31 protein-coding genes are annotated in these 26978 nt (G+C 59.4%); 19 read left to right on the top strand and 12 right to left on the bottom strand.

Annotated features, from left to right (window positions below; translation table 11 throughout):
• Positions 1-57 precede the first annotated feature (57 nt).
• The 7 genes from ACTRWK_RS14840 (at position 58) to ACTRWK_RS14810 (ending at position 3887) form a co-directional block, all read left to right on the top strand.
• A complete protein-coding gene (locus ACTRWK_RS14840; RefSeq protein WP_462843997.1) occupies positions 58-483 on the top strand; it encodes a c-type cytochrome in 426 nt (141 codons plus the stop codon).
• Positions 480-1076 carry a DsbE family thiol:disulfide interchange protein gene (locus tag ACTRWK_RS14835; RefSeq protein ID WP_009820201.1) on the top strand — a complete coding sequence of 199 codons (597 nt, stop codon included), beginning with the start codon at positions 480-482 and terminating at the stop codon, positions 1074-1076. Before ACTRWK_RS14840 ends, ACTRWK_RS14835 begins: the two co-directional genes overlap by 4 nt.
• Positions 1073-1585 carry a TlpA family protein disulfide reductase gene (locus ACTRWK_RS14830; RefSeq protein WP_007121403.1) on the top strand — a complete coding sequence of 171 codons (513 nt, stop codon included), beginning with the start codon at positions 1073-1075 and terminating at the stop codon, positions 1583-1585. The genes ACTRWK_RS14835 and ACTRWK_RS14830 overlap by 4 nt, the downstream gene beginning before the upstream one ends.
• A gap of 82 nt (positions 1586-1667) precedes the next feature.
• Positions 1668-1958, top strand: a complete 291-nt coding sequence (locus ACTRWK_RS14825; RefSeq protein ID WP_007121402.1) for a hypothetical protein — start codon at positions 1668-1670, stop codon at positions 1956-1958.
• Positions 1958-2662, top strand: a complete 705-nt coding sequence (locus tag ACTRWK_RS14820; RefSeq protein ID WP_045685125.1) for an SCO family protein — start codon at positions 1958-1960, stop codon at positions 2660-2662. Before ACTRWK_RS14825 ends, ACTRWK_RS14820 begins: the two co-directional genes overlap by 1 nt.
• A complete protein-coding gene (locus tag ACTRWK_RS14815; protein WP_007121400.1) occupies positions 2659-3150 on the top strand; it encodes a hypothetical protein in 492 nt (163 codons plus the stop codon). Before ACTRWK_RS14820 ends, ACTRWK_RS14815 begins: the two co-directional genes overlap by 4 nt.
• Positions 3147-3887: a cytochrome c biogenesis CcdA family protein gene (locus ACTRWK_RS14810; RefSeq protein WP_040652296.1), complete on the top strand. Its 741-nt coding sequence runs from the start codon at positions 3147-3149 to the stop codon at positions 3885-3887. Before ACTRWK_RS14815 ends, ACTRWK_RS14810 begins: the two co-directional genes overlap by 4 nt.
• On the opposite strand, the gene ACTRWK_RS14805 is transcribed toward ACTRWK_RS14810, so the two are convergent.
• The 5 genes from ACTRWK_RS14805 to ACTRWK_RS14785 all read right to left on the bottom strand — a co-directional run bounded on the left by ACTRWK_RS14805 (position 3884) and on the right by ACTRWK_RS14785 (position 9791).
• Entirely contained in the window at positions 3884-4993 is a 1110-nt protein-coding gene (locus tag ACTRWK_RS14805) for a permease (RefSeq protein ID WP_007121398.1), read from the bottom strand. The two genes, ACTRWK_RS14810 and ACTRWK_RS14805, sit on opposite strands and share 4 nt — an antisense overlap.
• Positions 4994-5080: 87 nt before the next feature.
• Positions 5081-5845: a MauE/DoxX family redox-associated membrane protein gene (locus ACTRWK_RS14800; RefSeq protein WP_197089315.1), complete on the bottom strand. Its 765-nt coding sequence runs from the start codon at positions 5843-5845 to the stop codon at positions 5081-5083.
• A gap of 22 nt (positions 5846-5867) precedes the next feature.
• Positions 5868-6737, bottom strand: coding sequence for a DUF305 domain-containing protein (locus ACTRWK_RS14795; protein WP_045685131.1), 870 nt, complete (start codon positions 6735-6737; stop codon positions 5868-5870).
• Positions 6738-6844: 107 nt separating this feature from the next.
• On the bottom strand, positions 6845-7264 hold the full coding sequence (cueR, locus tag ACTRWK_RS14790; protein WP_462843996.1) for a Cu(I)-responsive transcriptional regulator: 420 nt from the start codon (positions 7262-7264) through the stop codon (positions 6845-6847).
• A 19-nt stretch (positions 7265-7283) separates the two neighbouring features.
• Complete coding sequence (locus ACTRWK_RS14785) at positions 7284-9791, bottom strand: heavy metal translocating P-type ATPase (RefSeq protein WP_462843995.1); 2508 nt, start codon at positions 9789-9791, stop codon at positions 7284-7286.
• A gap of 117 nt (positions 9792-9908) precedes the next feature.
• Between ACTRWK_RS14785 and ACTRWK_RS14780 the strand changes: the two genes are divergently transcribed.
• The 10 genes from ACTRWK_RS14780 to ACTRWK_RS14735 all read left to right on the top strand — a co-directional run bounded on the left by ACTRWK_RS14780 (position 9909) and on the right by ACTRWK_RS14735 (position 18360).
• Positions 9909-10139 (top strand): heavy-metal-associated domain-containing protein, encoded by a 231-nt coding sequence (locus ACTRWK_RS14780; RefSeq protein WP_462843994.1) that lies wholly within the window; start codon positions 9909-9911, stop codon positions 10137-10139.
• A gap of 328 nt (positions 10140-10467) precedes the next feature.
• On the top strand, positions 10468-10725 hold the full coding sequence (locus ACTRWK_RS14775; protein ID WP_462843993.1) for a hypothetical protein: 258 nt from the start codon (positions 10468-10470) through the stop codon (positions 10723-10725).
• A 73-nt stretch (positions 10726-10798) separates the two neighbouring features.
• Positions 10799-11020: a hypothetical protein gene (locus ACTRWK_RS14770; RefSeq protein WP_188678696.1), complete on the top strand. Its 222-nt coding sequence runs from the start codon at positions 10799-10801 to the stop codon at positions 11018-11020.
• Positions 11020-12483, top strand: coding sequence for a TolC family protein (locus tag ACTRWK_RS14765; protein ID WP_230797760.1), 1464 nt, complete (start codon positions 11020-11022; stop codon positions 12481-12483). The genes ACTRWK_RS14770 and ACTRWK_RS14765 overlap by 1 nt, the downstream gene beginning before the upstream one ends.
• Positions 12484-12494: 11 nt before the next feature.
• A complete protein-coding gene (locus ACTRWK_RS14760; RefSeq protein ID WP_007120886.1) occupies positions 12495-13853 on the top strand; it encodes a multicopper oxidase family protein in 1359 nt (452 codons plus the stop codon).
• A gap of 46 nt (positions 13854-13899) precedes the next feature.
• Positions 13900-14613 (top strand): copper-binding protein, encoded by a 714-nt coding sequence (locus ACTRWK_RS14755; RefSeq protein WP_007120885.1) that lies wholly within the window; start codon positions 13900-13902, stop codon positions 14611-14613.
• Between the two features lie 109 nt (positions 14614-14722).
• Positions 14723-15256: a cupredoxin domain-containing protein gene (locus ACTRWK_RS14750; RefSeq protein ID WP_007120884.1), complete on the top strand. Its 534-nt coding sequence runs from the start codon at positions 14723-14725 to the stop codon at positions 15254-15256.
• A gap of 8 nt (positions 15257-15264) precedes the next feature.
• A complete protein-coding gene (locus tag ACTRWK_RS14745) occupies positions 15265-16569 on the top strand; it encodes an ABC transporter transmembrane domain-containing protein (protein WP_007120883.1) in 1305 nt (434 codons plus the stop codon).
• The gene (locus ACTRWK_RS14740; protein WP_008282869.1) at positions 16566-17024 is read left to right on the top strand and encodes a c-type cytochrome; all 459 of its coding nucleotides are present in this window, start codon (positions 16566-16568) and stop codon (positions 17022-17024) included. Before ACTRWK_RS14745 ends, ACTRWK_RS14740 begins: the two co-directional genes overlap by 4 nt.
• Before the next feature lie 94 nt (positions 17025-17118).
• A complete protein-coding gene (locus ACTRWK_RS14735; protein ID WP_462843992.1) occupies positions 17119-18360 on the top strand; it encodes a sialidase family protein in 1242 nt (413 codons plus the stop codon).
• Positions 18361-18410: 50 nt separating this feature from the next.
• On the opposite strand, the gene ACTRWK_RS14730 is transcribed toward ACTRWK_RS14735, so the two are convergent.
• Positions 18411-19025: an efflux RND transporter permease subunit gene (locus ACTRWK_RS14730; protein WP_245875766.1), complete on the bottom strand. Its 615-nt coding sequence runs from the start codon at positions 19023-19025 to the stop codon at positions 18411-18413.
• 221 nt (positions 19026-19246) lie between these two features.
• Between ACTRWK_RS14730 and ACTRWK_RS14725 the strand changes: the two genes are divergently transcribed.
• Positions 19247-21598 carry a heavy metal translocating P-type ATPase gene (locus tag ACTRWK_RS14725; RefSeq protein ID WP_462843991.1) on the top strand — a complete coding sequence of 784 codons (2352 nt, stop codon included), beginning with the start codon at positions 19247-19249 and terminating at the stop codon, positions 21596-21598.
• A gap of 61 nt (positions 21599-21659) precedes the next feature.
• A complete protein-coding gene (locus tag ACTRWK_RS14720; protein WP_462843990.1) occupies positions 21660-22160 on the top strand; it encodes a L,D-transpeptidase family protein in 501 nt (166 codons plus the stop codon).
• Positions 22161-22185: 25 nt separating this feature from the next.
• Here ACTRWK_RS14720 and ACTRWK_RS14715 read toward each other — a convergent pair whose 3' ends face one another.
• From ACTRWK_RS14715 to ACTRWK_RS14690, 6 genes are all read right to left on the bottom strand, one after another.
• On the bottom strand, positions 22186-22350 hold the full coding sequence (locus ACTRWK_RS14715) for a hypothetical protein (RefSeq protein WP_165802951.1): 165 nt from the start codon (positions 22348-22350) through the stop codon (positions 22186-22188).
• Positions 22347-23843: an apolipoprotein N-acyltransferase gene (gene lnt, locus ACTRWK_RS14710; RefSeq protein WP_462843989.1), complete on the bottom strand. Its 1497-nt coding sequence runs from the start codon at positions 23841-23843 to the stop codon at positions 22347-22349. The genes ACTRWK_RS14715 and lnt overlap by 4 nt, the downstream gene beginning before the upstream one ends.
• A gap of 45 nt (positions 23844-23888) precedes the next feature.
• Positions 23889-24365 carry a signal peptidase II gene (gene lspA / locus ACTRWK_RS14705; RefSeq protein ID WP_462843988.1) on the bottom strand — a complete coding sequence of 159 codons (477 nt, stop codon included), beginning with the start codon at positions 24363-24365 and terminating at the stop codon, positions 23889-23891.
• Positions 24366-24368: 3 nt separating this feature from the next.
• Positions 24369-25094, bottom strand: a complete 726-nt coding sequence (locus ACTRWK_RS14700; protein WP_043939879.1) for a ZIP family metal transporter — start codon at positions 25092-25094, stop codon at positions 24369-24371.
• 67 nt (positions 25095-25161) lie between these two features.
• Entirely contained in the window at positions 25162-25614 is a 453-nt protein-coding gene (locus tag ACTRWK_RS14695) for a DUF411 domain-containing protein (RefSeq protein WP_069301625.1), read from the bottom strand.
• 20 nt (positions 25615-25634) lie between these two features.
• Positions 25635-26951 carry a M23 family metallopeptidase gene (locus tag ACTRWK_RS14690; protein ID WP_462843987.1) on the bottom strand — a complete coding sequence of 439 codons (1317 nt, stop codon included), beginning with the start codon at positions 26949-26951 and terminating at the stop codon, positions 25635-25637.
• Positions 26952-26978: the final 27 nt, after the last annotated feature.

Here is a 26978-nt window from a genome sequence, read left to right as displayed (position 1 = left end):
GGCATCGATAGTCGCACTCTCGTTGTATTTGGATAGCCAGAAGAAGGCACAAGCGACATGAAAAACACCATTAGGCTCGCCGCGGTCTTGCTCGCCACAACGGTCTCTCCCGTTTCGGCGGAGAGCGGCTTGCGCATGGGCGAGCGTCTCTATCAGGAGAATTGTGCCAGTTGCCATGGCGCAAACCTGGAGGGGCAGCCTGATTGGCGCACCCGATTGCCGAACGGCAGATTGCCTGCCCCGCCGCATGATGCGTCGGGTCATACCTGGCATCATACGGACCGCGTATTGTTCGACATCGTGAAACGCGGACCGGCGGCGATTGTCGGGGCCGGTTATGAAAGCGACATGCCCGGATATGAGGGCGTACTGACAGATGACGAAATCACGTCGATCGTCGACTACATCAAGAGCACCTGGCCCGACAAAGAACGTGCCTTTCAGAGTGAGCGGACCCGCGAGGACCAGCAAGCACAGCCATGACCAGCTATCGTGACAATATGACTGTTCCCACGCCCCGCCGGAGAAATCTCGGCTTTGTGCTGGTGCCCGTCGTGGCTTTGGCCCTTATGGTCCTGTTTGGCTGGGGGCTTTTCAGCGAGGGCGATGATCTGCCGTCCGCGCTTATCGACAAGCCTGTACCGGAGTTTGCACTCGCTCCGGTGCTCGGCCGCGAGGAAGGTCTTTCGACGCAGGACCTGATCGGCCATGTTTCGCTGGTGAACGTCTTTGCCTCGTGGTGTGTGCCCTGCCGCGCCGAACATCCGCTATTCATGGAATTGAGCGCCACGGGCGAAGTGCCGCTCTACGGGATCAACTACAAGGATCCGCCCGAACAGGCGCGCGCCTGGCTAGACGAACTGGGTGATCCCTACACCCGCATCGGGGCCGACATAAACGGACGTGCGGGCATCGAGTGGGGTGTTTACGGCGTGCCTGAAACCTATGTCATCACTTCCGACGGCACCATTGCCTACCGCCATGTCGGCCCCATCACGCGAGCGATTCTGGAGGAAACCCTTTTGCCGATCGTCCGTGATCTGAAAACCCAAGCCGGCAAGGAGCCAACGCCATGAAATATCTCAAAACGGCGCTGCTCGTCTGGGCATTGTCCGTCGGCACGGCGTTTGCCGGGCCGCAAGGCTTCGCACTGCACGACACGCCGCAGCCGGTGATCAATGTGCGCTACGAGACCGAGGACGGCAGCCGTGGGGACATGGAGGATTTTCGTGGCAAGGTGATCCTCGTGAACGTTTGGGCAACCTGGTGCGTCCCCTGCCGGGAAGAGATGCCGACGCTGGATGCACTTCAGGCGGAACTTGGCGGCGACCGTTTCGAGGTTGTCGCCCTGTCCATCGACAGGGCCGGGTCGCCCGTCGTGCGGCGGTTCTACGACGAGATCGGTGTCAACAATCTCAAGATGTATGTCGACAAGACCATGCTGTCGATGACCGCGCTGCGCACCGTCGGTCTGCCGACAACGATCCTGATCGACGCGCAGGGGCGGGAGCTTGGGAGACTGGTCGGCCCGGCCGAATGGGATGATCCCGAGATGGTCTCCTTCTTGCGAGGCTTTATCGAATAAGCGCCCCTGAAAGAGCGCCGCCCGCCCTTGACCGCCCAGTTATCAGAATGACCAGTACTCAAACTTCAGAAGGATTTTCCGGATGACCGACATATCATCTTCCAACGATGCGGGTGCCGCCGACATCGAAAGCGCAGGCAACTGGCCCCGGTGGTTGACGCGCAGACGACTGCTGTTCGTCGGTGCGGCAACCGTTATGGGCGGCGGCATGGCGCTGAACTGGGGATGGCTCACCGCGATCGGTCTCGCGCCTGTCTTGGTTTCGCTGGCACCCTGTGCCGCGATGTGCGGGCTCGGTCTGTGCATGAAGGGCGGGTCCGGCGGGAAATGCGACGATGCGGGTGGTGGCAAGCCCGATCAATCCGAAAGGTGATGCAGTTGATTGTCTATCTGACCCGGCGCGCCGCCTTGGCGACATTTGCGGCCACGATCGCCTTTCCGGCCTCCGCCGATCATCCGGGTGAAAATCTGGATGCCCGGATGTTCGAGATGGAGCCATACTTCCAGGCCATCGACGCGGCACAGGCCCCGGATTTCGAGTTGCAGAATGCGGAGGGCAATCCTGTGCGCTTGGCGGATTTCAGCGAAAGGGTCGTCATCCTGCATTTCATCTACGCCAACTGCCCGGATATCTGCCCGCTCCATGCGGAAAAGATCGCGGCGGTCCAGGCTTCGATCAACGACGGGCCGATGAGGGATCTGGTGCAATTCATCTCGATCACAACCGATCCCGTGAATGACACGCCGGACGTTCTGCGCGACTACGCGGACCGGCATGGGCTCGATCCGAGCAACTGGGTCATTCTGACCAAACGGCCCGATCAGAGCGACGACGCGACGCGCCTTGTGGCGCGGGACTATGGGCTCGAGTTCACCACGACCGCCGACAGCGACATGATGATGCACGGTGCGGTCACCCATGTCGTGGATATCGGCGGGCGGTTCGCCGCAAAGTTCCATGGCATGGATTTCAAGAATGTGAACCTGATCCTCTATGTCAGCGAGTTGATCAACAATGCCCAGCATCGACGCCGGGAACGCAGTTGGTGGGACCGGGTGACAGGGGTGTTTCAATGAGTGTCACCGCGACTGGCGTCATGCCATCTTCGGCGGATGGAATATCCCTGACAGCGCTACGTCGGTATTTTTCGGTAATCATCCCGGCCAATCTGATCTGGGAGTTCGCCCATATGCCGCTCTACACGATCTGGAACGAGGGCACCTGGGGTGAGATCGTCTTCGCCGCGGTTCATTGCACGGGTGGCGACATCCTGATTGCCATGAGCGCGCTGGTGCTTGCCTTGATGCTGACCGGCCGTGGCTGGCCCTTCGTGGCTCCGACGCGACGCTCGGTAACCGTCCTGACGGTGGTGTTCGGGTTGGGATATACGCTGTTCAGCGAATGGCTCAACATCGTGATCCGCGCGGCTTGGGCCTATTCGGACCTGATGCCGATCATTCCGGTCCTCGATGCAGGGCTGTCGCCCGTGCTGCAATGGATCGTAATCCCGCTGATTGCCTTCTGGTGGGCGGCGCGACCCTTCAGCGCCGAGCATAAAGCATGATGGATATTTCCGGCATCGGCATCTTCGCGGCCTTTCTGGCGGGGGCCATTTCCTTCCTGTCACCCTGCGTCCTGCCACTGGTTCCGGGCTATGTTTCCTACATCGCAGGCCAGCCGGATTTGCGCACGACGCGATCGGTCGGCCTGCGGGCACGCGCCGGGGCACTTGGCCTAAGCACCTGCTTCGTTCTGGGGTTCTCCACGGTCTTTGTCGCGTTGGGGGCCGGGGCCAGCGCGCTCGGGTCGTTGCTGCTGACTTGGCGCACTGAGCTCAACTATCTGGGCGGGGCGATCATCATCCTGTTCGGACTGGTCATGCTGGGTGCCTTCCGTCTGGAAGCGTTCTCGCGTGACACCCGCTTCACACTCGACATTCCGGGGGGTCGCCCGCTTGGAGCCTACGTCCTGGGCTTGGCCTTCGCCTTTGGATGGACGCCCTGCATCGGGCCGATCCTCGGCGCAATCCTGACGCTCAGTTCGACATCCGGCGGTATGTCGGACGGCATCTGGCTGTTGTCGATCTATTCCGCAGGGCTGGGCGTGCCGTTCCTGCTGGCCGCGCTGTTCACCGACGCCATCGCCGCACGGGTCAGACAGATCGGCAAAGCCGGTCGCTGGCTCTACAAGGGCGCGGGCGTCGCCATGATCATCATGGGCGTTGCCATCATGACCGGCCAATTGTCCCGGTTTGCCTACTGGCTTCTGGGAACCTTCCCATTCTTGGCCTCAATCGGTTAGTCTTCCTCGGCATTCCTGATGTGAAGCCAGATCAGTGCTGACCCGATGACAAGAAAGATCAGGTTGAGGAAGAACGTGTAATCGATGCTGAACCGGACCATTTCCTGAAGCGAAGGCCGCTCGGTCGGGATCATCCCTACGAGAGCGAACAGGTAATGCACCGTAATTCCCGCAGCGACCATGCACAGGTACAGCAAGCCTGAAAGATAGAGCGCATACTGCCAGCCGTAATATTTTGCGTGCACCCATATCACCGTGGCAGCAACAAGATCGGCTCCGAGAAAGGCGATCACGCCTCCGAACGACGCATCACGCGACCAGAGCATCGCAGCCAGGGGGACATTGCCCATCGACCCGATGAAGGTGAAGAAGGCCACGACCGGTGCCACCAGCGCGTTTTCAAGAACGATCAGGAAGCCCGGCGCGTCCTGCGCACCGCCATCTCCGACCAGAAAGATCGCGTTCCAGAAGCTCTGCGGCACAAAGACGGAAATGAAACCCGCGACCGTGAAGCCGAAGAGGATCTCCTTCCAGACCATCTTCCATTCCATGAAGAAAGCGCGGGCGATCCGGTCCCATCCTTCGCGGGACAGCAGTTTGTCGCGGAACGAACCCTTCATGGTCTGGTCCCTGTCCATACCTTCGTCGGACTGGGCCTTCTCCGCATGCTCTTTTGCGCTTTCGACAAACGACCTTGGAAGCCATATCAGGGTGAGGGCATAGGCGTAGATCGTCATCAGGATGCCAAGCATGAAATTTGCCACCATGAATTTCCAGCCCAGCAGGACCAGAAGGACGATTCCAAGCTCGATCACCAGATTTGTCGATGAAATCAGGAAGGCGATCGAATTGACCGGATGCGCACCCTTCACGAGGATCGAACGCGACGCGGCAAGAGCCGCGAAGGAACAGGACGATGACACAAACCCAAAGAAGCCGGCAATGCCTGCCTTCCTGGCACCACGGTCGCCAAGAACACGCGCCATCTGATCCCGTGTCACGAAAATCTGGATGCCTGCGGAGATGATATACCCGAAGATGAGCGCCCAGAGCGCCTTCCAGAGCATGCCCGCCCCGGTCGTGAATGCTTCGATTATCTGGTCCATTCAGCTTGACCCTTTTTCGCAGTGCTGTCCGACTTGCGCATCTATCGGGAGAACGAGTCCGAGGGATATGAAAACGGCACCCGCCTTTCAGCCGATCAGATAGACCCTGATCGGCATCCAGATCCCCATGACCATCATCATCAGGTTCTCTGTGAGCGAGACAAAGCCGAGCGGTACGTTGCTGTCGCCGCCGACGCAGGCGCACTTCAATTCACGCTTGTCGATATAGACCGCCTTGAAAACCGATACTGCGCCAACAGTGCCGATGAACAAGGCCACCGGTGCCGAAAGCCAGGTCAGCGCCCCGGCGACCATGAGGATACCTGCGAAAGCCTCTCCAAACGGATAGATCTTGCCATAACGCACCCACCGACGCGCCAGCAGGTCGTAGTTCAGGAACATGGTCGAGAAGCTCTCGACATCCTGAAGTTTTTGTACCGCCAGAAAGCACATCGAGATCGAAATGAACCATTCCAGCCCGCGCAGGGTGAAAATGTTCTCGAAGCTGTACCACGACAAACCGAGCGCCATCAGGAACGCGACGGCAAAGATCGTGATCACCGGCTGGTAGGACGTGTCCGAGCGTTCGTCTTCCGGCGCATCGATGCCGAAATGGACGCGAAGGTCGTCATATCCGCCGATCCGCTCGTCCCCGATCCAGGTTTGCGGGGTGGTTTCGACGCCGTGCTCTTCCATGAACGCGTCGGTTTCCTCACGCGTGGTCAAAGGGTGATCCTCGACTTCGAAACCCTTGCGCTCCAGCAGGTCCTTGGATTTGAGCCCATAGGGACAGAGGTGGTCGGGCATCACCATCCGGTAAAGCTTGGCTGTCTGGGTTGTGTCTCTTGGCATGTCATATCCTCCGTTTCAGGGTTCAGGCGTCGCAGCCATAATAGCCGCGATAGCCTGCCCGCAGGCCGGCATCGAGTTCGAGCACGAGGTTGGCGTCCTGCACTTCACCACTGTTTTCCAGCGCCGCAGCCCCGTCCGGCGCACTGAGGCTTACGGACATTCCTTCGGTGCTCAGGGTGCCGGTTGCGTCGGTTGAACCAAGACGCACCAGGTCGCCGCTGATCTTTGCCAGCGCCGCCGGGGCACCGTCGATCTGTCCTGTGGCAAGCACAGGTTTGCTGGTCGTCGTATACTTGAAGGTGCAGATGGCCCCATCCGGGAAAAGCTGCGCGATCTCATCGCCAGTCAGGAATTCCAGATCAAGGATGGCGATTTCGGCGGATGAGAGTGCCTCGTTCAGATCGACGATGCGGGCTGAACCATCCAGACCCTCATCAGCCGCGTCACCATTCGTGTCGATGTCATTCACCAGATACCGCATTTCGGCGATTTCTTTGTCTTGGGCAAAGATGATCTCGTCAGCCAGTTTGCGCACCCGAGGGTCAGAAATGTTGGCGCGGCTCGATGTCATGATCGCGATCGAATGGTGCGGGATCATTGCCTTCATGTAGCTGGTATCGCCCACGGTCACCTGGCTCCGGACCAGCCAGAGGGATCCGGCAAACACCACGGCGCCGCCAATAAAGATGGCAGCGTTGATCGCCTTGCTGGAGTACATCGACAGCATGAAGCCCAGCATGATGATCGCCATTATGGCCCCCATCAGCACGGCCATATAGGCGCGTGTTTCGGACCAGAAGATATGGCTCAGCAGATAGGTGTTGAGATACATCAGGATGAACATCACCACCGTGGATGTGGCGATCATCGCGAAAAAGCGTATGTATGTCATTGGAAACCTCCAGTCTCGAAAAATTGATGTCCTATAGAAGGAACAACATTGCTGCGCTGGAATGTTCCGTAGTTTTCGGGAAAGTTCGGCTTTTGCAGACGTCAGAGCTATCCGGACGCCTTGCTGATACTGCCCGCCTTTTGTTCCATCGCCAGATCGGCCAAGATGGGGCAATCGGGGCGGTGATCACCCGCGCATGCATCCACAAGATGCGACAGCGTCGCGCGCATTTCGGTTAGTTCAGCGATCTTGCTGTCAATCCGATCAAGATGCTCTTCGGCAATCTGCTTCACCTCGGCACTGGCGCGGTCAGTATCGGTATAAAGCTTCAGCAGGCTCCGGCAATCCTCGATGGTGAATCCAAGGGCCCGTGCCCGGGCGAGAAAGGCCAGCTTGTGCACGTCGCTTTGCCGAAAGCTGCGATAGCCATTTGAACTGCGCAGCGGTTCGACAAGACCGATGTCTTCGTAGTAGCGGATCGTTTTGGCGGGAAGGCCGGAAAGGTCGGCCACATCTCCGATGTTCATAATCGTTTCCTCCTTGAGTTCATTCAGCTGGAATCGGGGATGCCGAGGCTTCGGAGACGGGGCGCGCCGTTTCGTCCATCGCCGGGCGCACGCGGCGCAGCCGCAGCGCATTCGTCAGCACGAAGACGGAGCTGAGCGCCATCGCACCGGCAGCCAGAACCGGTGAAAGCAAAAGCCCCGACACCGGATAAAGCACGCCCGCCGCCACCGGGATCAGGGCGACGTTATATCCGAAAGCCCAGAACAGGTTCTGGCGGATGTTGCGCATGGTGCTTCGCGACACTTCGAGGGCGTTCACGACGCCACGCAGATCGCCGGACATCAGCACCACGTCGGCGGATTCGATGGCCACGTCGGTGCCGGTGCCGATGGCGATCCCAACGTCCGAATGGGCAAGCGCGGGTGCGTCGTTGATCCCGTCGCCAACGAACGCGATGCGTTGGCCCGCGCCGCGCAGATCGTCCAGCGCGGCCACCTTGCCGTCGGGCAGAACGCCGGCGATCACATGGTCGATGCCGGTTTCGCGGGCGATAGCCTCTGCCGTTTCGCGCTTGTCACCGGTGATCATGGCAACCTTCAGTCCCTGTGCGTGCAAGGCGCGGATTGCAGCGGCGCTGGACGGCTTCACGGGATCGGCTACTGCAATGACGGCGGCGACACGACCGTCAATTGCAGCGAAAAGTGCGGTGCGGCCCTGTTCGGCCAGACGGCGCTCCTCATCGGCCAGATCGCCAATCTCCAGCCCCTCGCGGGTCATCAGGCGGTCGGCCCCGACAAGCACCTCGCGGCCCGCCACTTTTGCCCGCACGCCGTGGCCGGTGATGGATTCAAAATCCTTGGCGTCATGCCGCGCGACGCCCTCGACCTTTGCCGCGCGCACGATTGCCTCGGCGATCGGGTGTTCCGATTGCGCCTCGACAGCGGCGACAAGCGCCAGCACCTCGGTGCGGTCAAAGCTGTCCGCAAGCACGAGATCGGTCAGTTCCGGGCGGCCCTGGGTAACCGTTCCGGTCTTGTCCAGCGCCACCACATCCACGCTGGATAGCTGTTGCAACGCGTCGCCCTTGCGGAAGAGCACGCCCATCTCGGCGGCACGTCCCGTGCCGACCATGATCGACGTCGGCGTGGCGAGCCCCATCGCGCAGGGGCAGGCGATGATCAGCACAGATACACCGGCCACCAAAGCAAAGGACAGCGCGGGCGAAGGACCGACCAACAGCCAGACAATCACCGTCAAAAGCGCCAATGCCATGACAGCGGGCACGAACCAGAGCGTGATCCGGTCCACCAGCCCTTGAATCGGTAGCTTGGCGCCCTGCGCCTCTTCGACCATCCGGATGATCTGGGCCAGCGTCGTGTCGGTGCCCACACGCGTCGCGCGGAAGTGGAAGGCACCGCTGCCGTTGACGGTGCCGCCTGTGACGGGATCGCCCACGGATTTGGCGACCGGCACCGGTTCGCCGGTGATCATACTCTCATCCACACGGGCACTGCCTTCGGTCAGTTCACCATCCACTGCGATCCGCTCGCCAGGGCGCACGATCAGAATGTCGCCAGCGACGATGCGGTCGATGGCCACATCCTGCGGCTCCCCGTCAACCAGCACACGGGCCGTCTTTGCCTGAAGGCCCATCAGCTTCTGGATCGCAGCCCCGGTCCGGCCCTTGGCGCGGGCCTCCAGCCAGCGGCCCAGAAGGATCAACACCACGATGACCGCCGCCGCCTCGAAATAGACCGCGCGCGATCCCGCGGGCAGCAGCGTCGGTGCGAAAAGCGCCACGAGCGAATAGATGTAGGCCGCCGATGTGCCAACCGCGACAAGGCTGTTCATGTCCGGCGCGCCTTTCAACAGTGCCGGGAAACCGCGTGTGTAAAAAGTACGTCCTGGCCAGAGCAGGACTGCCGTGGTCAACACGAACTGGATCATCCAGCTGGTCCAGTGGCCGATGGTGTTACCGATCAGACCGTGCATGCCGGGGATCAGATGTGCGCCCATCTCAAGTAGAAACACCGGCAGGGCGAGGGTCGCTGCCACGACAGTCCGTCGTGCCAGAACCCGCGCCTCTTCGTTCCTACGGGCTCCTGCGTCTTCCGATGAACTATCTTCGGCCTGAGTGGCGGGGTAACCTGCGTCGCTGGCCGCCCTGATGAGGTCGACAACCGCGACCGCGCCCTCCAGATAGGTGACCGTAGCGGTTTCCGAGGCCAGGTTGACGTTCACGTCCAGCACGCCCGGCAGCACTGCCAGTGCCTTGTACACCCGACCGACGCACGAGGCACAGGACATGGATGAAATGTTCAGACGTACGCTCCCGGTACGGGCCGGATAGCCGATCTCCTGAAGGGTCGTGGCGATTTCGGCGATGCGCTCCGGTGCGTCGATCTGCGCCTGGGCGGTCTCGTTGGCGAGATTGACACGGATATCGCTGACCCCCGGCAGACGCGTGAGGCCACGTTCCACGCGGCCGACGCAGGAAGCGCAGGACATGTTTTGCAGGGAAAGCCGAAGGGTGCGCGGATCCGACATGAGAATCTCCTTGTTCTGATACTCCTGCAGATAGGGCCTCCAGTTACTGGAAGGTCAACAGGCATGTAGAATAAAATTCTGGCCATTGACCTTCCCGCGCCGGAACGCCTTACATGCATGTCGTCAAAGGAGATTGCGATGTTCAGATTCAGCGTACCGAACATGAGTTGCGGCCATTGTACCGCTTCCATCCAAAGGGCCATTATGGCGGCCGACCCAGATGCAACGGTTTCGTGCGATCTGACTGCACGTATCGTCGACGTCGACAGCACTCTGGATGAAACTGCATTGGCCGCAGCGATCAGCGATGCGGGCTACAGGTCTGAGAAGCTGGCAGAGGTTCAGTAGCCAAGATGCGTCAGCAACGCTCCGCTGGACGGAGATAGTGGCTCTCTCTATGTCGCTGATATGCAACACTCTCTGACAGCAGCGGCCAAAACTCGCCTGTTTCAAAAAAAGCGACAAACCTTCCTGCGCAGGACGGATTGACTGTACTGCATCGCTCTCCGATATTCGCGGCATGAGCTTTCGAGTTTTCATATCAAGCTGGTCAAGGGCGTTTACGTGCATTGCGTTTGCACTGGCATTGGTGTTTTCACCACCTTCTGCCGCTCACGCTGCGTCCGGCATGCATGACGGACATCAAGCCAAGTCTGTTGGTGTCGTTGGTGCTGCCATGACTCATGACACCGGAAGCGATGCGCATGAGAAGCTTGGGGTCGCAAGCGACATCGACATCGCAGCGTCCGACAAGGATGGCAAAGAGCAACAATCCCAAGAGTGTTGCAACGGCATCTGTATTTCTGTCGTCTTCATCGAAGACAGCAGGATCAGAGCAGAGCCGGTTGGTACAAGTGAATATGTCATTCTGGACGGTCAAACGTATTCGGTAGAAACAGCAGGGTTTCTTCGGCCCCCTCGATTCCTGATCTGAACCGGCGCCCAAATCGGGTGTGAGCCTTGCGCAGATTCTGCGTGAGATAACGTTCACCAATCAGGTTACTTTCATGAAAATTCATCTACTTGTGGGGGCTTCGGCCCTCGGGCTTGGCGCATGCGCCTATGAGCCCACCCCGTTGCCGTCCGTCGCGACCCAACAGGCCGTCGTCAACGCGGCAGTTTCGTCACCGATCAGCTATCAGGACCCCTTGGCGGGCTACACCTATCGCGGCCCTACAGGTCCCCGCGACTGGCGTTCCGTCAATCAAGAACAGACGGAGGGCAACTGATGCGGGTATCGAAATTTCCGCTGGTTTTCGGCTTTCCGCTAATCTTGGGTGCCTGTGCTACAGCAGTGCCGGGCATCTACACGGAACCAAAAGCTGGCTTCGCCAATATTTCCAGCCAGGTCACACCAGCCATCGGCAAACGGACAGCCTTCGCCGAAACCCAGGCCGAAAACGAGGCCTTGAAGAAGCAGGTGCACGCAATGGTGCACCGCAAGACCATTTCGGCGGACACCGCCGTTCAGGTTGCGCTTCTGAACAACAAGGGGTTGCAGGCGTCTTATGCGAATGTCGGCCTATCCGCCGCTGAGGCCTGGCAGCAATCGACCCCGGAAAACCCGATCGTTTCGATTGGTGTATTGGGCATCGGTGCGCCCGAACTGGGTGCCTACAGAGCGATCGAAGGACTGATACGGTCGAACGTACTCGATGCCACCACCCGTAAACAACGTGTGGCCATTGCTGACGCAAGCTTCCGGCAGGCACAGCTCAACGCGGTGAACGACACACTCGCGCTGGCCAATCAGACGCGGAAGGCATGGGTCGATGCCGTAGCCGCCTTCGAGGCCGTGAGCTATCTGCGCCGTGCGAAAGCGACCTCTGACGCCGGATCGGAATTGGCGATGAGGCTTGGCGAGACCGGCGCGCTCAACACAGCCGGGCAGGCCCGTGAACAGGCATTCAATGCCGAACTCGCCGGACAACTTGCCCAGGCACGCTTGAATGCTACCCGGTCCAAAGAGCAGCTGACCAGGCTCATGGGGCTGTGGGGCACCGAAGTCGACTATTATGTGCCCGATGCCCTTCCTGCGCTGCCGCGTTCCGTCGGCCGTGTGACTGACATCGAAGCGAAAGCATTGCGAAATCGGGTTGATCTGCGCGTTGCCAAACTTGGCCTGGAAGCACAGGCCAAGGCGTTTGGTCTGACTGATCAGACTCGCATTATCAGCGATCTCGAATTCATTGCCGGGTTCGAAGCGGAGCGGGAAATTGAGGACGGAGAAACGGAGACCGTGACCACCCCTCAGGTGGAGGTGGAGTTCGCAATCCCGATTTACGACACCGGGAAGGCACGGATGCGCAAGGCGGAATTGTCGTACCTGCAAGCAGCTAACGTGCTGGCAGAAAGAGCCGTCAACGTGCGGTCCGAAGCGCGTGGTGCTGAAGCCTCCTATCACGCCGCGTATAAGATCGCCCGCCACTATCGCGACGTTCTGGTGCCGCTACGCACGACCGTCGAAGAAGAGGGGCTGCTGTCTTATAACGGCATGATCACCAACACTTTCGAGCTGCTGACAGACGTGCGCGAGAAACTGGGCGCATCACTTGAAGCGGCAAACGCAAAACGCGAATTCTACATGGCACAGGCTGATCTGACCGCTGCGATCTATGGCGGCGGCGAAGGCGGTGGCGGTGCTGGTGGAGAAGGCGCGACACTTGCCGCCGGTGGCGGCGCAGGACACTGAAAGGAACTGACATGCTAAATAGACGTCAATTACTCGGAGCCGGCGCGGCAGGTGCAACGCTGGTATCTTCGAAAGCCTGGGGTCAAACCCTGAACATGGGCCTGCCCGAAGCTGCCCAAATGGATAGCGCAGCAACGGCGATCACGGCGCGTCCCAATTCCGGGCCGGACTACACACCTGTGGTCACATTGAACGGGTGGACCCTGCCGCACCGGATGAACAACGGGGTGAAAGAATTTCACCTCGTGGCCGAACCGGTAGAACGCGAGCTTGCCGACGGCATGATCGCGCATTTGTGGGGCTACAACGGCCAATCCACCGGCCCGACGATCGAAGCAGTCGAAGGCGACCGGGTGCGCATCTACGTCACCAATAAGCTGCCGGAAGGCACAACGGTGCACTGGCACGGGCTCATTCTTCCTTCAGGCATGGATGGGGTCTCCGGATTGAGCCATCCAAGCATCCCGCCGGGCAAAACCTTCGTCTACGAATTCGACTTGGTGAAGTCCGGAACGTTCATGTACCACCCCCACGGCGATGAAATGACCCAGATGGCGATGGGGATGATGGGCATGTTCGTGGTCCACCCCAAGGATCCCACATTCATGCCGGTGGATCGTGATTTCCTGATCATGCTGAATGCTTTCGACATCGATCCGGGTACCTATGTACCCCGCATCATGACGATGACGGATTTCAACCTTTGGACCTGGAACAGCCGGATCTTCCCCGACATTGATCCGCTGGTCGTGAACAAGGGCGACCGGGTGCGAGTACGGGTTGGGAACCTTACGATGACGAACCACCCGATCCATATGCACGGCTATGACTTCAAGGTCACCTGCACGGATGGCGGCTGGGTGCCGCCTGAAGCACAGTGGCCGGAGGTCAGCATCGACATTCCCGTAGGTGCGATGCGCGCCTACGAATTCGTCGCCGATCATCTGGGAGATTGGGCGATCCATTGCCACAAATCGCACCATACGATGAACGCCATGGGCCATGACGTGCCGACGTTCATCGGGGTGAACAAGAAGCCGCTGACCCAGAAGATCCGTCAATTCCAGCCGGAATACATGCCGATGGGCATGTCCGGCATGGGGGACATGGCAAAAATGGAAATGCCGCTACCCGACAATACCATCCCGATGATGACGGGTTGGGGCCCGTACGGACCCATCGAGATGGGCGGCATGTTTTCGGTCGTGAAGGTGCGGGACGGCATCGACGCGGACGATTACTCCGATCCCGGCTGGTACGAGAATCCTCCGGGCGAGATGGCCTACGAATGGACCGGCGAATTACCCGAATTTGCCTCCAACAACAGCCCCAAGACCATTCTCACACCGAAACCAACCTCGAAGGGCTGAGCGGCCCTTCGTCATCTCCAACCTAACCAACCTACAGGACAATAAAATGCAAAAGATACTTCTCAGCACGGCCATCACTCTCACACTTGCCACGGGCGCTTATGCATCTCCCGGGCATACCAGCAAAGCTGAAACGGCGGCACCGCAGATGGACATCGGTGTCCCTGGTGACGCCGCCAAGGTGGACCGCACAATCGACGTCACTTTGCTCGAAAACGATGAGGGCCAGATGCTGATCGAGAGTGAGCCGATGGATATCAAGGAGGGCGAAACCATCCGCTTCAACATCACCAACAAGGGTGAGCTGGAGCATGAATTCGTCCTCGACACGGTAGAGCGGAATGCCGAGCACAAGATCGAAATGGCCAAGATGGATATGGAACACGACGATCCGAACCGTATCCGTCTCGATGCGGGCGCGTCGGGTGAGGTTGTCTGGACTTTCGCGAATTCTGGTACGTTCGAAGCGGCGTGCCTGATCCCTGGCCACTACGAATCCGGCATGCACCGTGAGGTCGCAGTCGGTGACCAGATGGCCCAAGCTGACGTGGAATACACGAGCGGGACCATCAAGAAAATCGACGCCAAGGCCGGCAAGGTCACAATCATCCACGGCCCTCTGGTCAACCTCGATATGCCCGCGATGACTATGGTGTTTCGCGCCGACGAAGCAATGATGGCCAAGATGGCGGAAGGTCAGGGCATCGAATTCGTCGCTGACCGGGTCAAGGGTAAACTGACCGTCACGCAGATGAAGTAACTACAAACAATGGGGTCGGGGGTAAACACTCCGGCCCCATCGCCTTGATCGCTTGGCCCGAGCAAGCAAGAAGATCCCATAAAATCAAGCGCTACGGAGGTAGCCGAGCATGAAGAATTTCCTGAGAACCTGCACCATCGCCCTTGCGCTCGTCCTTCCGGCTTTTTCAGTAGGCGCTTCCAGTGGGAAGGGCCAGCAGCCTCACGCCCGAGCCTTCGAAATGCTTGGCCATGATCCGATCGGGAAACCCGGTGATGGCTCCTCGATCGACAGGACGATTGAATTGTCCATCAGGGAGACAGAAAGCGGCTACATGCTTTTCGAGCCGGACGCGATCCAGATTGAAAGGGGGTCGGTCATCCGGTTTTCGATCGGCAATGCCGGCAGACTGGATCACGAGTTCTTTCTTGGCTCCTTTGACGAGGTTGCAGAACACCAGCAGTGGATGCGCGAACATCCTGATATGCAACATGACAACGCCAATTCAGTTTCGATCCCTAGTGGACAAAATGCCGAGTTGATCTGGGAGTTCTCCGATATGGCCAACCTGGAGTTCGTATGCTTGATCCCCGGCCACCGGGAAGCGGGCATGTGGGGCGTCATCATCGTGCACGACCACCTTGCGCCGAAATCCAAGGGCTAGACTTTTCAATGTCACTCTTGGACAGGTATCACCTGCTTGTACACGACGTAGCTGCCGCCTTTGGGTACGACTACAACGATGCCACGCCAGACTGGGTGCATCCGTTCATTCATCTCATACTGGTCTTGGCCCCCGCGCTGCTGATCACCGTTGGCTCATATCTTGCTATTCGCGGCATTCTGAAGCTTTGGAAGTACCGCAGCACGCCGGCGTTACACACAGAGCCCATACGAGGGCTTGAAAAAAGTCTTTTCAAGACTGTCTTGCGCTACTCCAGAAGTCAGCAGGCATTGATGATATTGGTTAGCCTCATCGCAATGCCTATACTCTATCTGACTTTAGAACTGCCAAAACAGATCGTAAACAACGCTCTGGATTCAGGCCGTTTCCCGATTGCCATTTTGGGACAAGACCTCGATCAGGTCGTTTTCCTCATGCTGCTTTGCGGTCTTTACCTTCTGGCGATCATCCTGAACGGGCTAAACAAATATGGCCTTAATGTCTTCAAAGGGTATGTCGCTGAGCGTTTTCTGCGGCGCTTCCGCCTGCTGGTCTATCGGCACTGGCGCAGCGATCCAGACGCTCGAAACCAGAGCGAAATCATCCCTATTCTCGCACAGGAAGTTGAGCCCATAGGTGGCTTTGCTGCAGATGTCCTTGCGCTACCAATCCTGCAAGGCGGTACGCTTCTGACGATCCTGTCTTTCATGTTCGTTCAGGACCCTGTGTTGGGTGCCGCCGCACTGACGGTGCTGCCAATTCAACTCGTGCTGCTGCCCAAGCTACAACGCCGGGTCAACGCCCTTTCACGCACAAGGATCAGGGAAGTCCGACAACTTGGCAGGCAGCTCAGCGATCAGTTGCGCGAACGACAGGTCAATCCGGCCGGGCTGCTGCCAGTGAGTACAAGTTTTAGAGAGCTTGAGCGCGTGCGCAGGAAGATTTTCCGTCTGAAGTTCTTCATCAAGGCCCTCAACAATTTTCTGACCGCGCTGACGCCATTCCTGTTCTACTCTTTGGGTGGATATTTTGTCATCGAAGGTCGCATTACACTCGGCGCGCTGGTGGCCGTCCTGGCAGCACACAAGGACTTCTCGGCACCGCTGAAAGAGCTCTTCAATTACTATCAGACGCTGGAAGACACGCGGATCCGGTATCAGGAAATCATGGCCTTTTTAAACAAATCGATTCAGCCATTGGGGCATGCTCAGCCAGACAACACTGCGCCACAAGAGGCTGGCCAATTCGAGCGATCCAAGCAGAGATACCCAGCTCTGTCTTTGGTAGGGCAGGGGGCCATAGCAACATCATGAAGGAGTTTGATGGGATGAAATGGGCAGCGATATTCTTTGCTTTGATCGCCGTTGCTTCAGCAGGCTGGTACATCATGCAGCCGGATTACTCTCAAACGGGTACGCAGACGGATGAGGGCGTCGCGCTTCCCGCAGGCGCGCTTGTAACTGTCACGCTACCAGCAAGTTTTACAGAGCAGGAGCAAATCGGCGCAGGCGCTTATGATGCGGTCTGTGCCGTGTGCCACGGCCTGAACGGGCAAGGCCGGGATGGCGTTGCTCCACCGCTTGTTCACAAGATTTACGAACCGAGCCATCACAGCGACATGGCGTTTGTCCTCGCGGCGCAAAATGGAGTGCGGGCGCATCATTGGAAATTTGGAAACATGCCAGCGGTTGAAGGCGTGACGCGATCAGAGATCCTTGCTATCGTGACGTATATTCGAGCATTGCAGCGTGCCAATGGGATCAATTAAGCCGTTTCGACAGATAAGAGGGTGGAGTTTGGTTCGCGGTCAACGACTACTAGGTTCGCCGCGACATGGCCACAACTGGCGGAAGAACGTTTTCATGAGTAAATGTCTTTATGCGTCCATATTGAGTATTGGTGCATTTTTCAGTTCTTTCACCGCAACATATGCCGAGGAAACCGACCTCTTCAGATTGACCGACCGCGCAGCCCCGGTCGGCATCGGTGCCCGTGAGCCATCACTTGCAACCTTGCCGGATGGCCGGGTCGTATTGAGTTGGACAGAAGAAAACGGAGCCGAAGCGGAAGTTCGCATGGCCATCCTTGATGGCAGCGAGTGGTCGGACGCTCGCACAATTCATAAATCGTCAAAGATTTACATCAACTGGGCCGATTTTCCATCGGTAGCGGTGCTGGCTGATGGCGGCCTGGCGGCACAATGGCTTAAACTGAATGGGGAGGGTGATTACCAATATGACGTCAATATCGCTTTTTCTAAAGATGAAGGCAGAAGCTGGACGGAACCGCTTGTTCCCCATGATGACAGATCACAACGCGAGCACGGTTTTGTTTCGTTGGTTCCCGATCAGTTTGGCGGGTTGACGGCGCTGTGGCTGGATGGCCGGGAGTATGACAGTCAAACAGAAGGCGAAAACTTCGAGAATGCGATGCAGCTGCGCGCACGACAGATCAACTCTGACGGAACGATGAAGCCAGAAAGCCTGTTGGACGCGCGCGCTTGTACTTGTTGTCAGACGTCCGCAGCGCGGACCGCTTCGGGCGATATCGTGGCGGTCTATCGTGATCGAACCGCCGATGAAATCCGCGACATTTCGATTGTTCGATCTACCGGAGGGGACTGGACGCAACCCCTCACTGTTCACGACGACGGATGGGAAATTGCCGGCTGCCCCGTAAATGGCCCAGCTGTTGATACGATGGACGACAAGGTGTCCGTCATCTGGTTCACTGCAGCTGAGAATAAACCGGAGGTTTATATCGCGTTTTCGGACGATGGCGGCGCGCAGTTTGACGAACCGCTCCGCATTGACCTCGGCACAGCCGCGGGACGGGTGGATGTTCTGCAAATGCCGGATGGAAGCGCATTGGCGCTCTGGATTGAATATGTGGGAGGCGGTGAAGCGATCGTCATGTGCCACATATCGCGAAGTACCGGATGCGCAGCGCCTCAGGCGCTCCATATCAATCGGGGCGGCGGATCGATCGGTTTTCCCCGAATGGCGCGCGGAGACGCCGGTACGTTTGTGGCCTGGACGCAGCCGACCGGCGGCGGGGATGGGGACACTACAATCCGCATGGTCGAAGTCGCGGTGACTCCATAGGTTTCGAGCATACATCTCAATATCCTATTGCTTGCTTGACGCCGTTGCCCTTATTCTGCGGCCCGCCCGAGGGCCAAATCAGGCACTGTACCGGCTTGCTTCAGGCTCCACCCTTTGATGATGGCATAAACCGCCGGAATGACGATCAGGGTCAGCAAGGTTGACGACACCATTCCCCCGATCATGGGCACTGCGATGCGCTGCATGATCTCGGACCCGGTGCCATGCGCCCAAAGGATCGGCATCAGGCCGGCCATGATTGCGACAACTGTCATCATCTTGGGGCGCACGCGGTCTACTGCACCCACCATGATCGCGGCGTGGAGCTCGTCGCGGGTCAGGTCCCTGTCGCCCGCGCGGGCACGCGCTTCATTCAACGCCTGATCGAGATAGATCAACATGATCACTCCGGTTTCAGCCGCCACCCCGGCCAGCGCGATAAACCCGACGGCCACCGCAACCGACATGTTGAAGCCCATGAACCACATGAGCCAAATGCCACCGACCAGAGCGAAAGGCAGCGACAGCATCACGATCAAGGTTTCCGTCAGGCGGCGGAAGTTTAGGTAAAGCAGCAGAAAGATCAGCGCCAGCGTCAGCGGCACAACAGTGGCCAGCCGCTGTTTCGCGCGTTCATGGTATTCGAACTGACCGCTCCAGCCCAAAGAATAGCCCAGCCTTTCAAAAACTACACTGGGACCGCAAATGGTGCTTCCCGTAGATGGAAGGTCAAGTCCAATCGCCTCGCTGTCGCGCCCGAACAGTTCAGAGGAGGTACAGTGCTGATTGTGATGGCCTTAAGCACAGAACATCCCAAGAAACTTCTTGAACCTCTAGCAACTGAAGCTCCTATCTTTGGCTCAACGCTTATTCTCAGAGGTTTCCCATGTCCCACGACGGTCCAGACACGCATCCGCACGGTCATCAGGATGATCGCAAAGACACAAAGGCTTGCTGTGGCCAGACGGCCGAAGACACCGCGCAGGTGGCAGCACCTCCACCATCCTCCGGACGCAGTTTTCGCGTTAACGGGCTGGATTGTGCGGAAGAGGTCGCGATCCTGAACAAGGTCGTCGGGCCGGAAGTCGGCGGCAGCGAGCATCTGGCCTTCGATGTGATCAACGGGCGCATGACCATCCTCAAAAGCGCCAAACCGCTCAGCGACGATAAGATCATCAAGATCGTCGGGTCGACTGGGATGAGCGCGAAGATGTGGGATGCCGAAAGCGCCGAAGCGGATCAGGCGGCGCATTTCGCACGTCAACGCCTCTTCACCGGACTCAGCGGCGGCTTCTGGGCCGCGGGGTTCCTTTACCACATCGTCGAGACGGGGGCGGGCGGCGCGCTGCGGCTCTTCTCCGGTCATGGCGAGACGTCTATGCCTCTGGTCGAGATGGGGCTGTTCATGCTGGCGGTGGTGTTCGGAGCCTGGCTGGTCGCCCCCAAAGCATGGTCCGCCGCGCGTAGATTGTCGCCTGACATGAACCTCCTGATGATCGTTGCCGTAGCCGGTGCGATCGGGCTGGGCGAGTTTTTCGAGGCGGCGACGGTCGCATTCTTCTTTGCTTTGTCCCTCGCTCTCGAATCCTGGAGCGTGGGGCGTGCGCGCAACGCGGTCTCGGCCCTGTTGGACCTGGCACCACCCACGGCGCGCGTCATTCGCGCCGACGGATCAGAGACCGATGTTCCTGCGGCTCAGGTTGCGATCGGTGACCGCTTCGTAGTGCGCGGCGGAGACCGTATCCCGCTCGACGGAGAGGTGAGCGAGGGTCGGGGCGATGTTGATCAGGCTCCGATTACCGGGGAAAGCGCACTAGTCGCCAAGGAAGCCGGAGACGAGGTCTACGCTGGCACAATTAATGGCGACGGCACGTTGACGGTCAGGGCCACGAAGGCCGCGGGCGATACCGTGCTCTCGAAAATCATCCGTATGGTAGGCGACGCCCATTCGCGCCGCGCCGAGGTCGAGCAATGGGTCACGAAATTCGCCCGCATCTACACGCCCATCGTGATGGCGCTGGCGATTCTAATCGCCGTCGTTCCGCCGCTGCTGTTCGCGGGGGCATGGAATTACTGGTTCTACAATGCGCTGGTTCTTCTGGTAATCGCTTGCCCCTGTGCGCTCGTGATTTCTACGCCGGTCTCCATCGTCGCTTCGCTCGCGGCCTCGGCACGCAATGGCGTGCTGATCAAGGGCGGTGCCTATGTGGAGGCGCCGTCACGCCTGACAGCTCTGGCAATGGACAAGACCGGGACGATCACCATGGGAGAACCGGAGGTCGCGGGTCTGCATCCCTTGGGCGGCACGGCCGAGCGCGACCTTCTGAGCGCCGCTGTCGCGCTGGAAGCCCGCTCTTCGCATCCTCTGGCGCGGGCCATCCTGGCGCGCGGCGAACGCGACGGGTTGAGGCAGTCGGCGGCTACCGACACCAAAACGGTGCCGGGCCGCGGTGTCGAGGGAACCTGGGAGGGTCAGCCCGTCTGGCTCGGCTCGGATCGATTTGCGACCGAGAAGGGGCTTGGCGAAGCGATCCCCCGCGACCTGCTGGAACGGATAGAAGGGGCTGGCAGCACACTCGTTGCCGTAGGCTCCGCAGACCGCCTGCTGGGCCTGATCGAACTGCGCGACCGCATCCGCCCGGATGCGAAGGTGGTCGTGGCACGCCTGCATGCCCAGGGCGTAAAAAAGATCATCATGCTGACCGGCGACAATGAACGCACGGCGCGCGCCGTGGCGGCGGAAGTCGGCATCGATGAGGTTCGCGCAGAACTCCTGCCAGAAGACAAGGTGGCGGCAATCGAAGAACTGGTTGCCAGTTACGATGTCGTGGCAATGATCGGAGATGGTGTGAATGACGCCCCAGCCATGGCGCGGGCGCATTTCGCCATCGCCATGGGCGCGGTCGGATCGGATGCAGCCATCGAAACGGCGGATATTGCGCTGATGACAGACGATATTTCCAAAGTGCCGTGGCTGATCGGGCATTCGCGCCGCACCATGAACGTCATCCATCAGAACATCGCAATTGCGCTTGCGACGAAGGCGCTGTTCGTCGGGCTGACAGCGTTCGGCATGGCAACAATGTGGGGTGCCATCGCTGCGGATGTCGGCGTTTCGCTACTGGTAGTCGCCAACGCACTAAGGCTGCTCCGGGCCAAGAAGGATCGGCCGGACGGGTCCGGGGGTGAGCAAGTGGGCGAGAAGATGGCGCAGGGAGCCCTGGCGCACGGCCATTGATTGATCAGACATACCGATACCGATATGAGTGGACAGGTAAAAAGATCGAGCGGACGACATGATGAAAACGACACGACGAACGGCACTCTTGGGCGGACTTGCACTTGGCCTTGCAGGGTGCGCCAGCAAATTACGAACCTACGATGGGCCCGAGGTCACCCGGTTGCAGATGTTCAAAGGTGACCGGAACCTGTTCCTGTTCAACAATACCTCGGTCCTGAAAGCCTACAGGATAGACCTCGGTTTCGCGCCCGAGGGGTCCAAGCAGTTCGAGGGTGACGGGAAAACGCCCGAAGGGGCTTATACCGTCGACCGACGCAATCCCGACAGTCTGTTCCATCTCTCCATCGGAATCTCTTATCCGAACGAGGCCGATATCGCATTTGCCGCTGCACAGGGACAAGAGCCGGGCGGCGACATTTTCATCCATGGCGGGCCACGACCCGGTATCGACGCGATCAAACCAGACTGGACGGCGGGTTGCATCGCGGTGTCGGACCGCGAGATTGAGGATATCTACGCGATGGTGCGGGACGGGACGCCAATCGACATATTCGCATAGCATCGTACCGGCCTTGGCTGGCGGTTCATAGAACCCGTGCGAGAAAGATCGAGGCGAACAACGCCAGGAGTCCGAATGCGATCGCGGAACTCGTCGCGTATTGGGCGATGTCCAGCTTGTTGCCGCCACGCTTCCTGGCGAGATATCCGCCCCATGCGGCCCCCGCCACTGCTCCAAAGATTACGATCATGGTGCGCTTTCCTTTCTGTCGGTCATTCCAATGGCTCCTACAATGCTCGCCGCCAGAATGAGCAAGAACGTCAACTGTCCGTATGTCGCGAAGGGCGTAGGCGGGAGCGCAGCTGGCAAGCGGGCGTCCAGCACGCCGGTCTCATCCAGCCCGAGGCGGCCGACGATCCGCCCGTACCCATCGATAACTGCTGAAATGCCCGTGTTGGCCGCGCGAACCATAGGCAGCCCCTCTTCGACCGCGCGCATCCTGGCAGAGGCCAGATGTTGCCGGGGACCGGAAGACGCACCGAACCAAGCGTCATTGGTGGCGTTGAATATCCAGTCCGGACGCGAAGCGGCGTCTACGACGCGTCCCGGAAAAATGGCCTCGTAGCAGATCGAAAGGCCGACCGGAGATAAACCGGGTAGCTCAACGGTCTGGGGGCCGGGACCGGGCGTGAAGTCCCCAAGCCCTGCGGTCAGTCGCTGGATCGGAAGAAAACCCCGCAAGGGAACATATTCCCCGAACGGCACGAGATGATGCTTGGAGTATCGCGTGACGATCCGTCCGGTCTGATCGACCGCGAGGATCGAGTTTCGATAGCGTGTGCCCGTCCCGCCCGGCTCTCGCGTCTGGGCGCCGGTCAGTAGAACGCTGCCTTCAGGCAGACGGTCAGCAATCTGTTCCAGCATTCCAGGATTCTCATCAAGATAGCCGGGAAATGCACTTTCGGGCCAGAGAAGGACGTTAAACCTGCCAGACTGCGCGGACAGATCCAGATAGCGGGATATGTTCCGGTCGCGGAACGCGGGGTCCCATTTCTCCGTCTGAGAAATGTTTCCCTGAACGATCCTGACGGTTGTGTCTGTTGGCGGTGTGGTGGCCATAAGGCGAACCGTACCGAGGGTTCCGGCACCCCCCACCACCGACATGAAAACAAATGCGGCGAACGCATTTTGCCGACGATTCCGCATGAGGAGCGTTACGGGCAGGACCGACAGCAGAACTGTGAGGAGGCCAAGTCCGTAGCTGCCAACCCATGCGGCCATTTGGCGTGGAATATCGTAGTCGGCCCATGCATAGGCAATCAGGTTCCAGGGGAAGCCTGTCAGCATGGTGCCGCGCAGCCATTCAGAAACCGACCAGCAGACCGCGAAGATCAATGCGCCGGAGACACCTTTCGTCCTGCTCCATGCGAACGCTGCCATTGCCGCCGCCGGGAACAGCGCAAGGCCGGCGGCCAGTCCAGCCACCGCAGGAACGGCCATCCAGCCGAACCGCTTCGCGTCGACGAAAAAGCTCTCCGCGATCCAGGACAATCCGAACAGGAAGAAGCCAACGCCGAACGCCCATCCGGCAAGTCCGGCCCGCATGCGGCTCTCTCCGACCGTGAGGAGATACAGCGCGCCAAACGCGACGGGCAAAAGCACCGGCATCGAGAATGGTGGCAGAGCGAGAACCGCCAAAGCGCCGAGACCGAATGCACAGAATGTGAGGATGATACCTGACATTCTGGAAATGCGGAGAACAGTGATGCCGATTGAAATCACCGAGATCTATCTCGAGGTTTCGGACGCATCGACCTTCTCGCGCCCCGCGAAGATCAGCAAAACCCCGACGCCGCAGACCACGAAGACATCCGCGAGGTTGAACGCTGGCCAATGCGCCGTTCCGAGATAGAAATCCAGAAAATCGGTCACCCCTTCAAAGCGAAGACGATCGACGATATTCCCAAGAGCGCCGCCGATCACCATGCCGTAGGCAACCGCCTCGGCTGCCTGCGTTGCCCGGATCAGTGAAACGACGAGGAACAGAACGACGGCGGTGGCGACCAATGCAAGGACCCACCACGGCACATTTTGAAAGAACCCAAAGGTCACGCCGGAGTTGCGGTGGAAGATCAGGTTGAAGCCGGGGAATACAGCGACGCCGGTGGCGAGCGCTTCTGCGTTCGCAAGCACGAACGCCTTCGATGCCTGATCGGCGGCGAGTGCCGCGACAGCTGCACAAATGCCAATGGAACGAATTGCCATGAATCACCCCAACCAGACATCTAGGAACAACATAACGACGAGGCCGATCGCGAGCCCGGTCGTCGCCTGCTTCTGGTGGCCGCTGCGATGGGTTTCCGGGATGATCTCGTGGCTGATGACGTAAAGCATCGCGCCCGCCGCAAAAGCCAGACCCCAGGGCAAGAGAGGCTGCGCCACGACGATCACCGCGGCACCGAGAAAACCTGTGACGGGTTCGACCAGTCCGGTCAGTGCTGCGATGCCGAACGCACGGCCCGCCGAGTATCGCTCGCCCAGTAGGGCGACTGCAACAGCCAGCCCTTCAGGCGCATTCTGCAATCCGATCCCGAGAGCGACGGGAAATCCGCCCGTAAAACCATCAGCGCCGAACGCAACGCCGACGGCCAAACCCTCCGGCGCATTGTGGATCGTGATGGCGATGATGAAGAGCCAGACACGGCGCAGCGAGACCGCCTCCGGGCCTTCGCGCCCGCTGCTGAAATGCTCGTGCGGGATCATTTCGTTCATCAGGGCGACCGCACCCATGCCCATCAGGATCGCGATGCAGACGATCAGTGCAGGTATCGCACCGTCTCCGTATCGCCCCTCTGCCGCGTCGAGGGCGGGGATGATGAGCGAGAAGAACGATGCGGCAAGCATGACCCCGGCAGCAAAACCGAGCGAGATATCGCGCCATTTGCGCGAGGGGGTCTTGCCCAAAAGGACCGGCGTCGCTCCGACGGCGGTCATCAGACCGGCGGCGAGACTGCCCAGAAAGCCGAGTGCGACAGGCGAAAGTGTTGCGACCTGCTCCACTTTAACTCGCCGGATAGGACGAAAAGATCTCAGTGGAGCCGTCGGATTTCACCAGAAAGACATCGTAGGCTTCGGCATCGTCGCCGAAATCCATGCCGGGCGAGCCGATGGGCATGCCGGGCACGGCCAGGCCTATGGCATCGGGACGTTCTTCAAGCAGTCGAGTAATATCGGCTGGCGGAACGTGACCCTCGATGGTGTAGCCTTCGACGGTCGCCGTGTGACAGGAGAACATATCGACGGGAATACCGCGATCCATTTTCAGACGAATCAACGCCCCGCCCATATTCTCACCTTCAGGAGCGAACCCGGCATCGGACAGCTTTTCCATCCAGGCAAGGCAACAACCGCAGCCGCGCGTCTTTCCGACGTGGATAGCGGTCTGGGCGGTTACTGCCGTCGCGGCAGCAATCATGAGGGTCGCAGCGGCCAAGGTTTGAAACCTGTTTTTCATCGGAATTCCTTTCAAATCAGTCATGTGTCTTCGCGAAGAAAGGTCGCGAACCGTGTGCGCGTCGCTTCAAGGATTTCAGTGGCATCCGCAGTGTCGAAATTTTCCGCAGAGGCGAGCAATTCCTCCCCGAGCGGATCGATAGGTCGGCCGTCCACGCGCACTTCGTAGTGAAGGTTCGGAGCTGTCGCCGTGCCTGTCTCACCGACCTGGCCAATCGTTTCGCCCGCGACCACGCGGTTTCCGACGGCCAGACCCTCCGGCACAGCGCTGAGGTGCGCATAGCGGGTCATTGTGTCTGACCCGTGCGCGATCTCGACCACCCGGCCATACCCGCTCCGCCATCCGATGAAGGACACCCGTCCGGGTGCGGTCGCTGCTATCGGTGTCCCCGCAGCGGCAGCATAATCGACACCTGTGTGCATCCGCATATTGCCGTAGATCGGATGCTTGCGCTGCCCGAAGACCGACGACAGTCGTGCGCCTTCCACCGGCGGCGCGACCGTCCGCAGGATTTCACCATTCAAATAGACCGTTGCCCGCCCGCTGTCTTCGGCTGACCAGAGGATTTCGAAGCGGTCGTCGGCCAGATCGAGGGCCGCATAGGAGATTGACGGTTGAGCGACCTCTGAACCATCGCGAAGGACGGTCTGACCCCAAAGGATATTCAGGGTCTCTCCGCCTTGAAGATCCCTGCGAAAGTCGACCGTTTCCCCGAGGATTTGTGCGAGATCGACGGCAAAACGGGCCGGGACGCCTGCTCGATCCAGCGAAGCGTAGATCGACCCGTTTACCAGCACCTGGCTCGCACGCTCGACTGTCAACGCGCTCGGCGTTACCGTCCGACTCGCAATGGTGTCGTCCAGGGTGACTTCGATCCGCACACCGTCATCGACAGCCAACGTCACAACGGATGGCGTTCCGTCCGGGCGAAAGTCGACGCTGAGACGATGGCCCGGTCGAAGGCGGCGCAGGTCGTATTCAACCGTCAGTGCCAGTGCGACTTCGGTCCGTGTTTGCGCATCCATGTCCGCGAGAGAGAGAAGCACGTCCAATGTGTCACCCGCCTCGACCGTCGCCTCCCAAGGCGGCGTGGCGAGGGCCTGAACAAGCGCCATCAGATTATCTAGCTCGGCCCGTTCGAGTGCGGGAAACTCAGGCGGCTGAAAAGCGGCCGGAAGCATATTCGGCATCGTCTCGCCGGATGCGTTGACGCCTGGTCCATCGAGAGGTTCGGGCGGACTGTCCAAGGCTTCCGGAGCCTCGGAAAAGATGTACTCGGGCGGCGCCTCCAGGATCAAAGCCCGGCTCGCTATCGTGCTGACCGCTGCCGCGGCCATTGTCGTTCCCAGAACGATATGTCTCAG

Source organism: Sulfitobacter sp. G5_S2_6_S6 (genome assembly GCF_054968505.1).
Note: the sequence above shows the minus strand (reverse complement) of the source record. Positions and strands in the feature narration are given on the sequence as shown.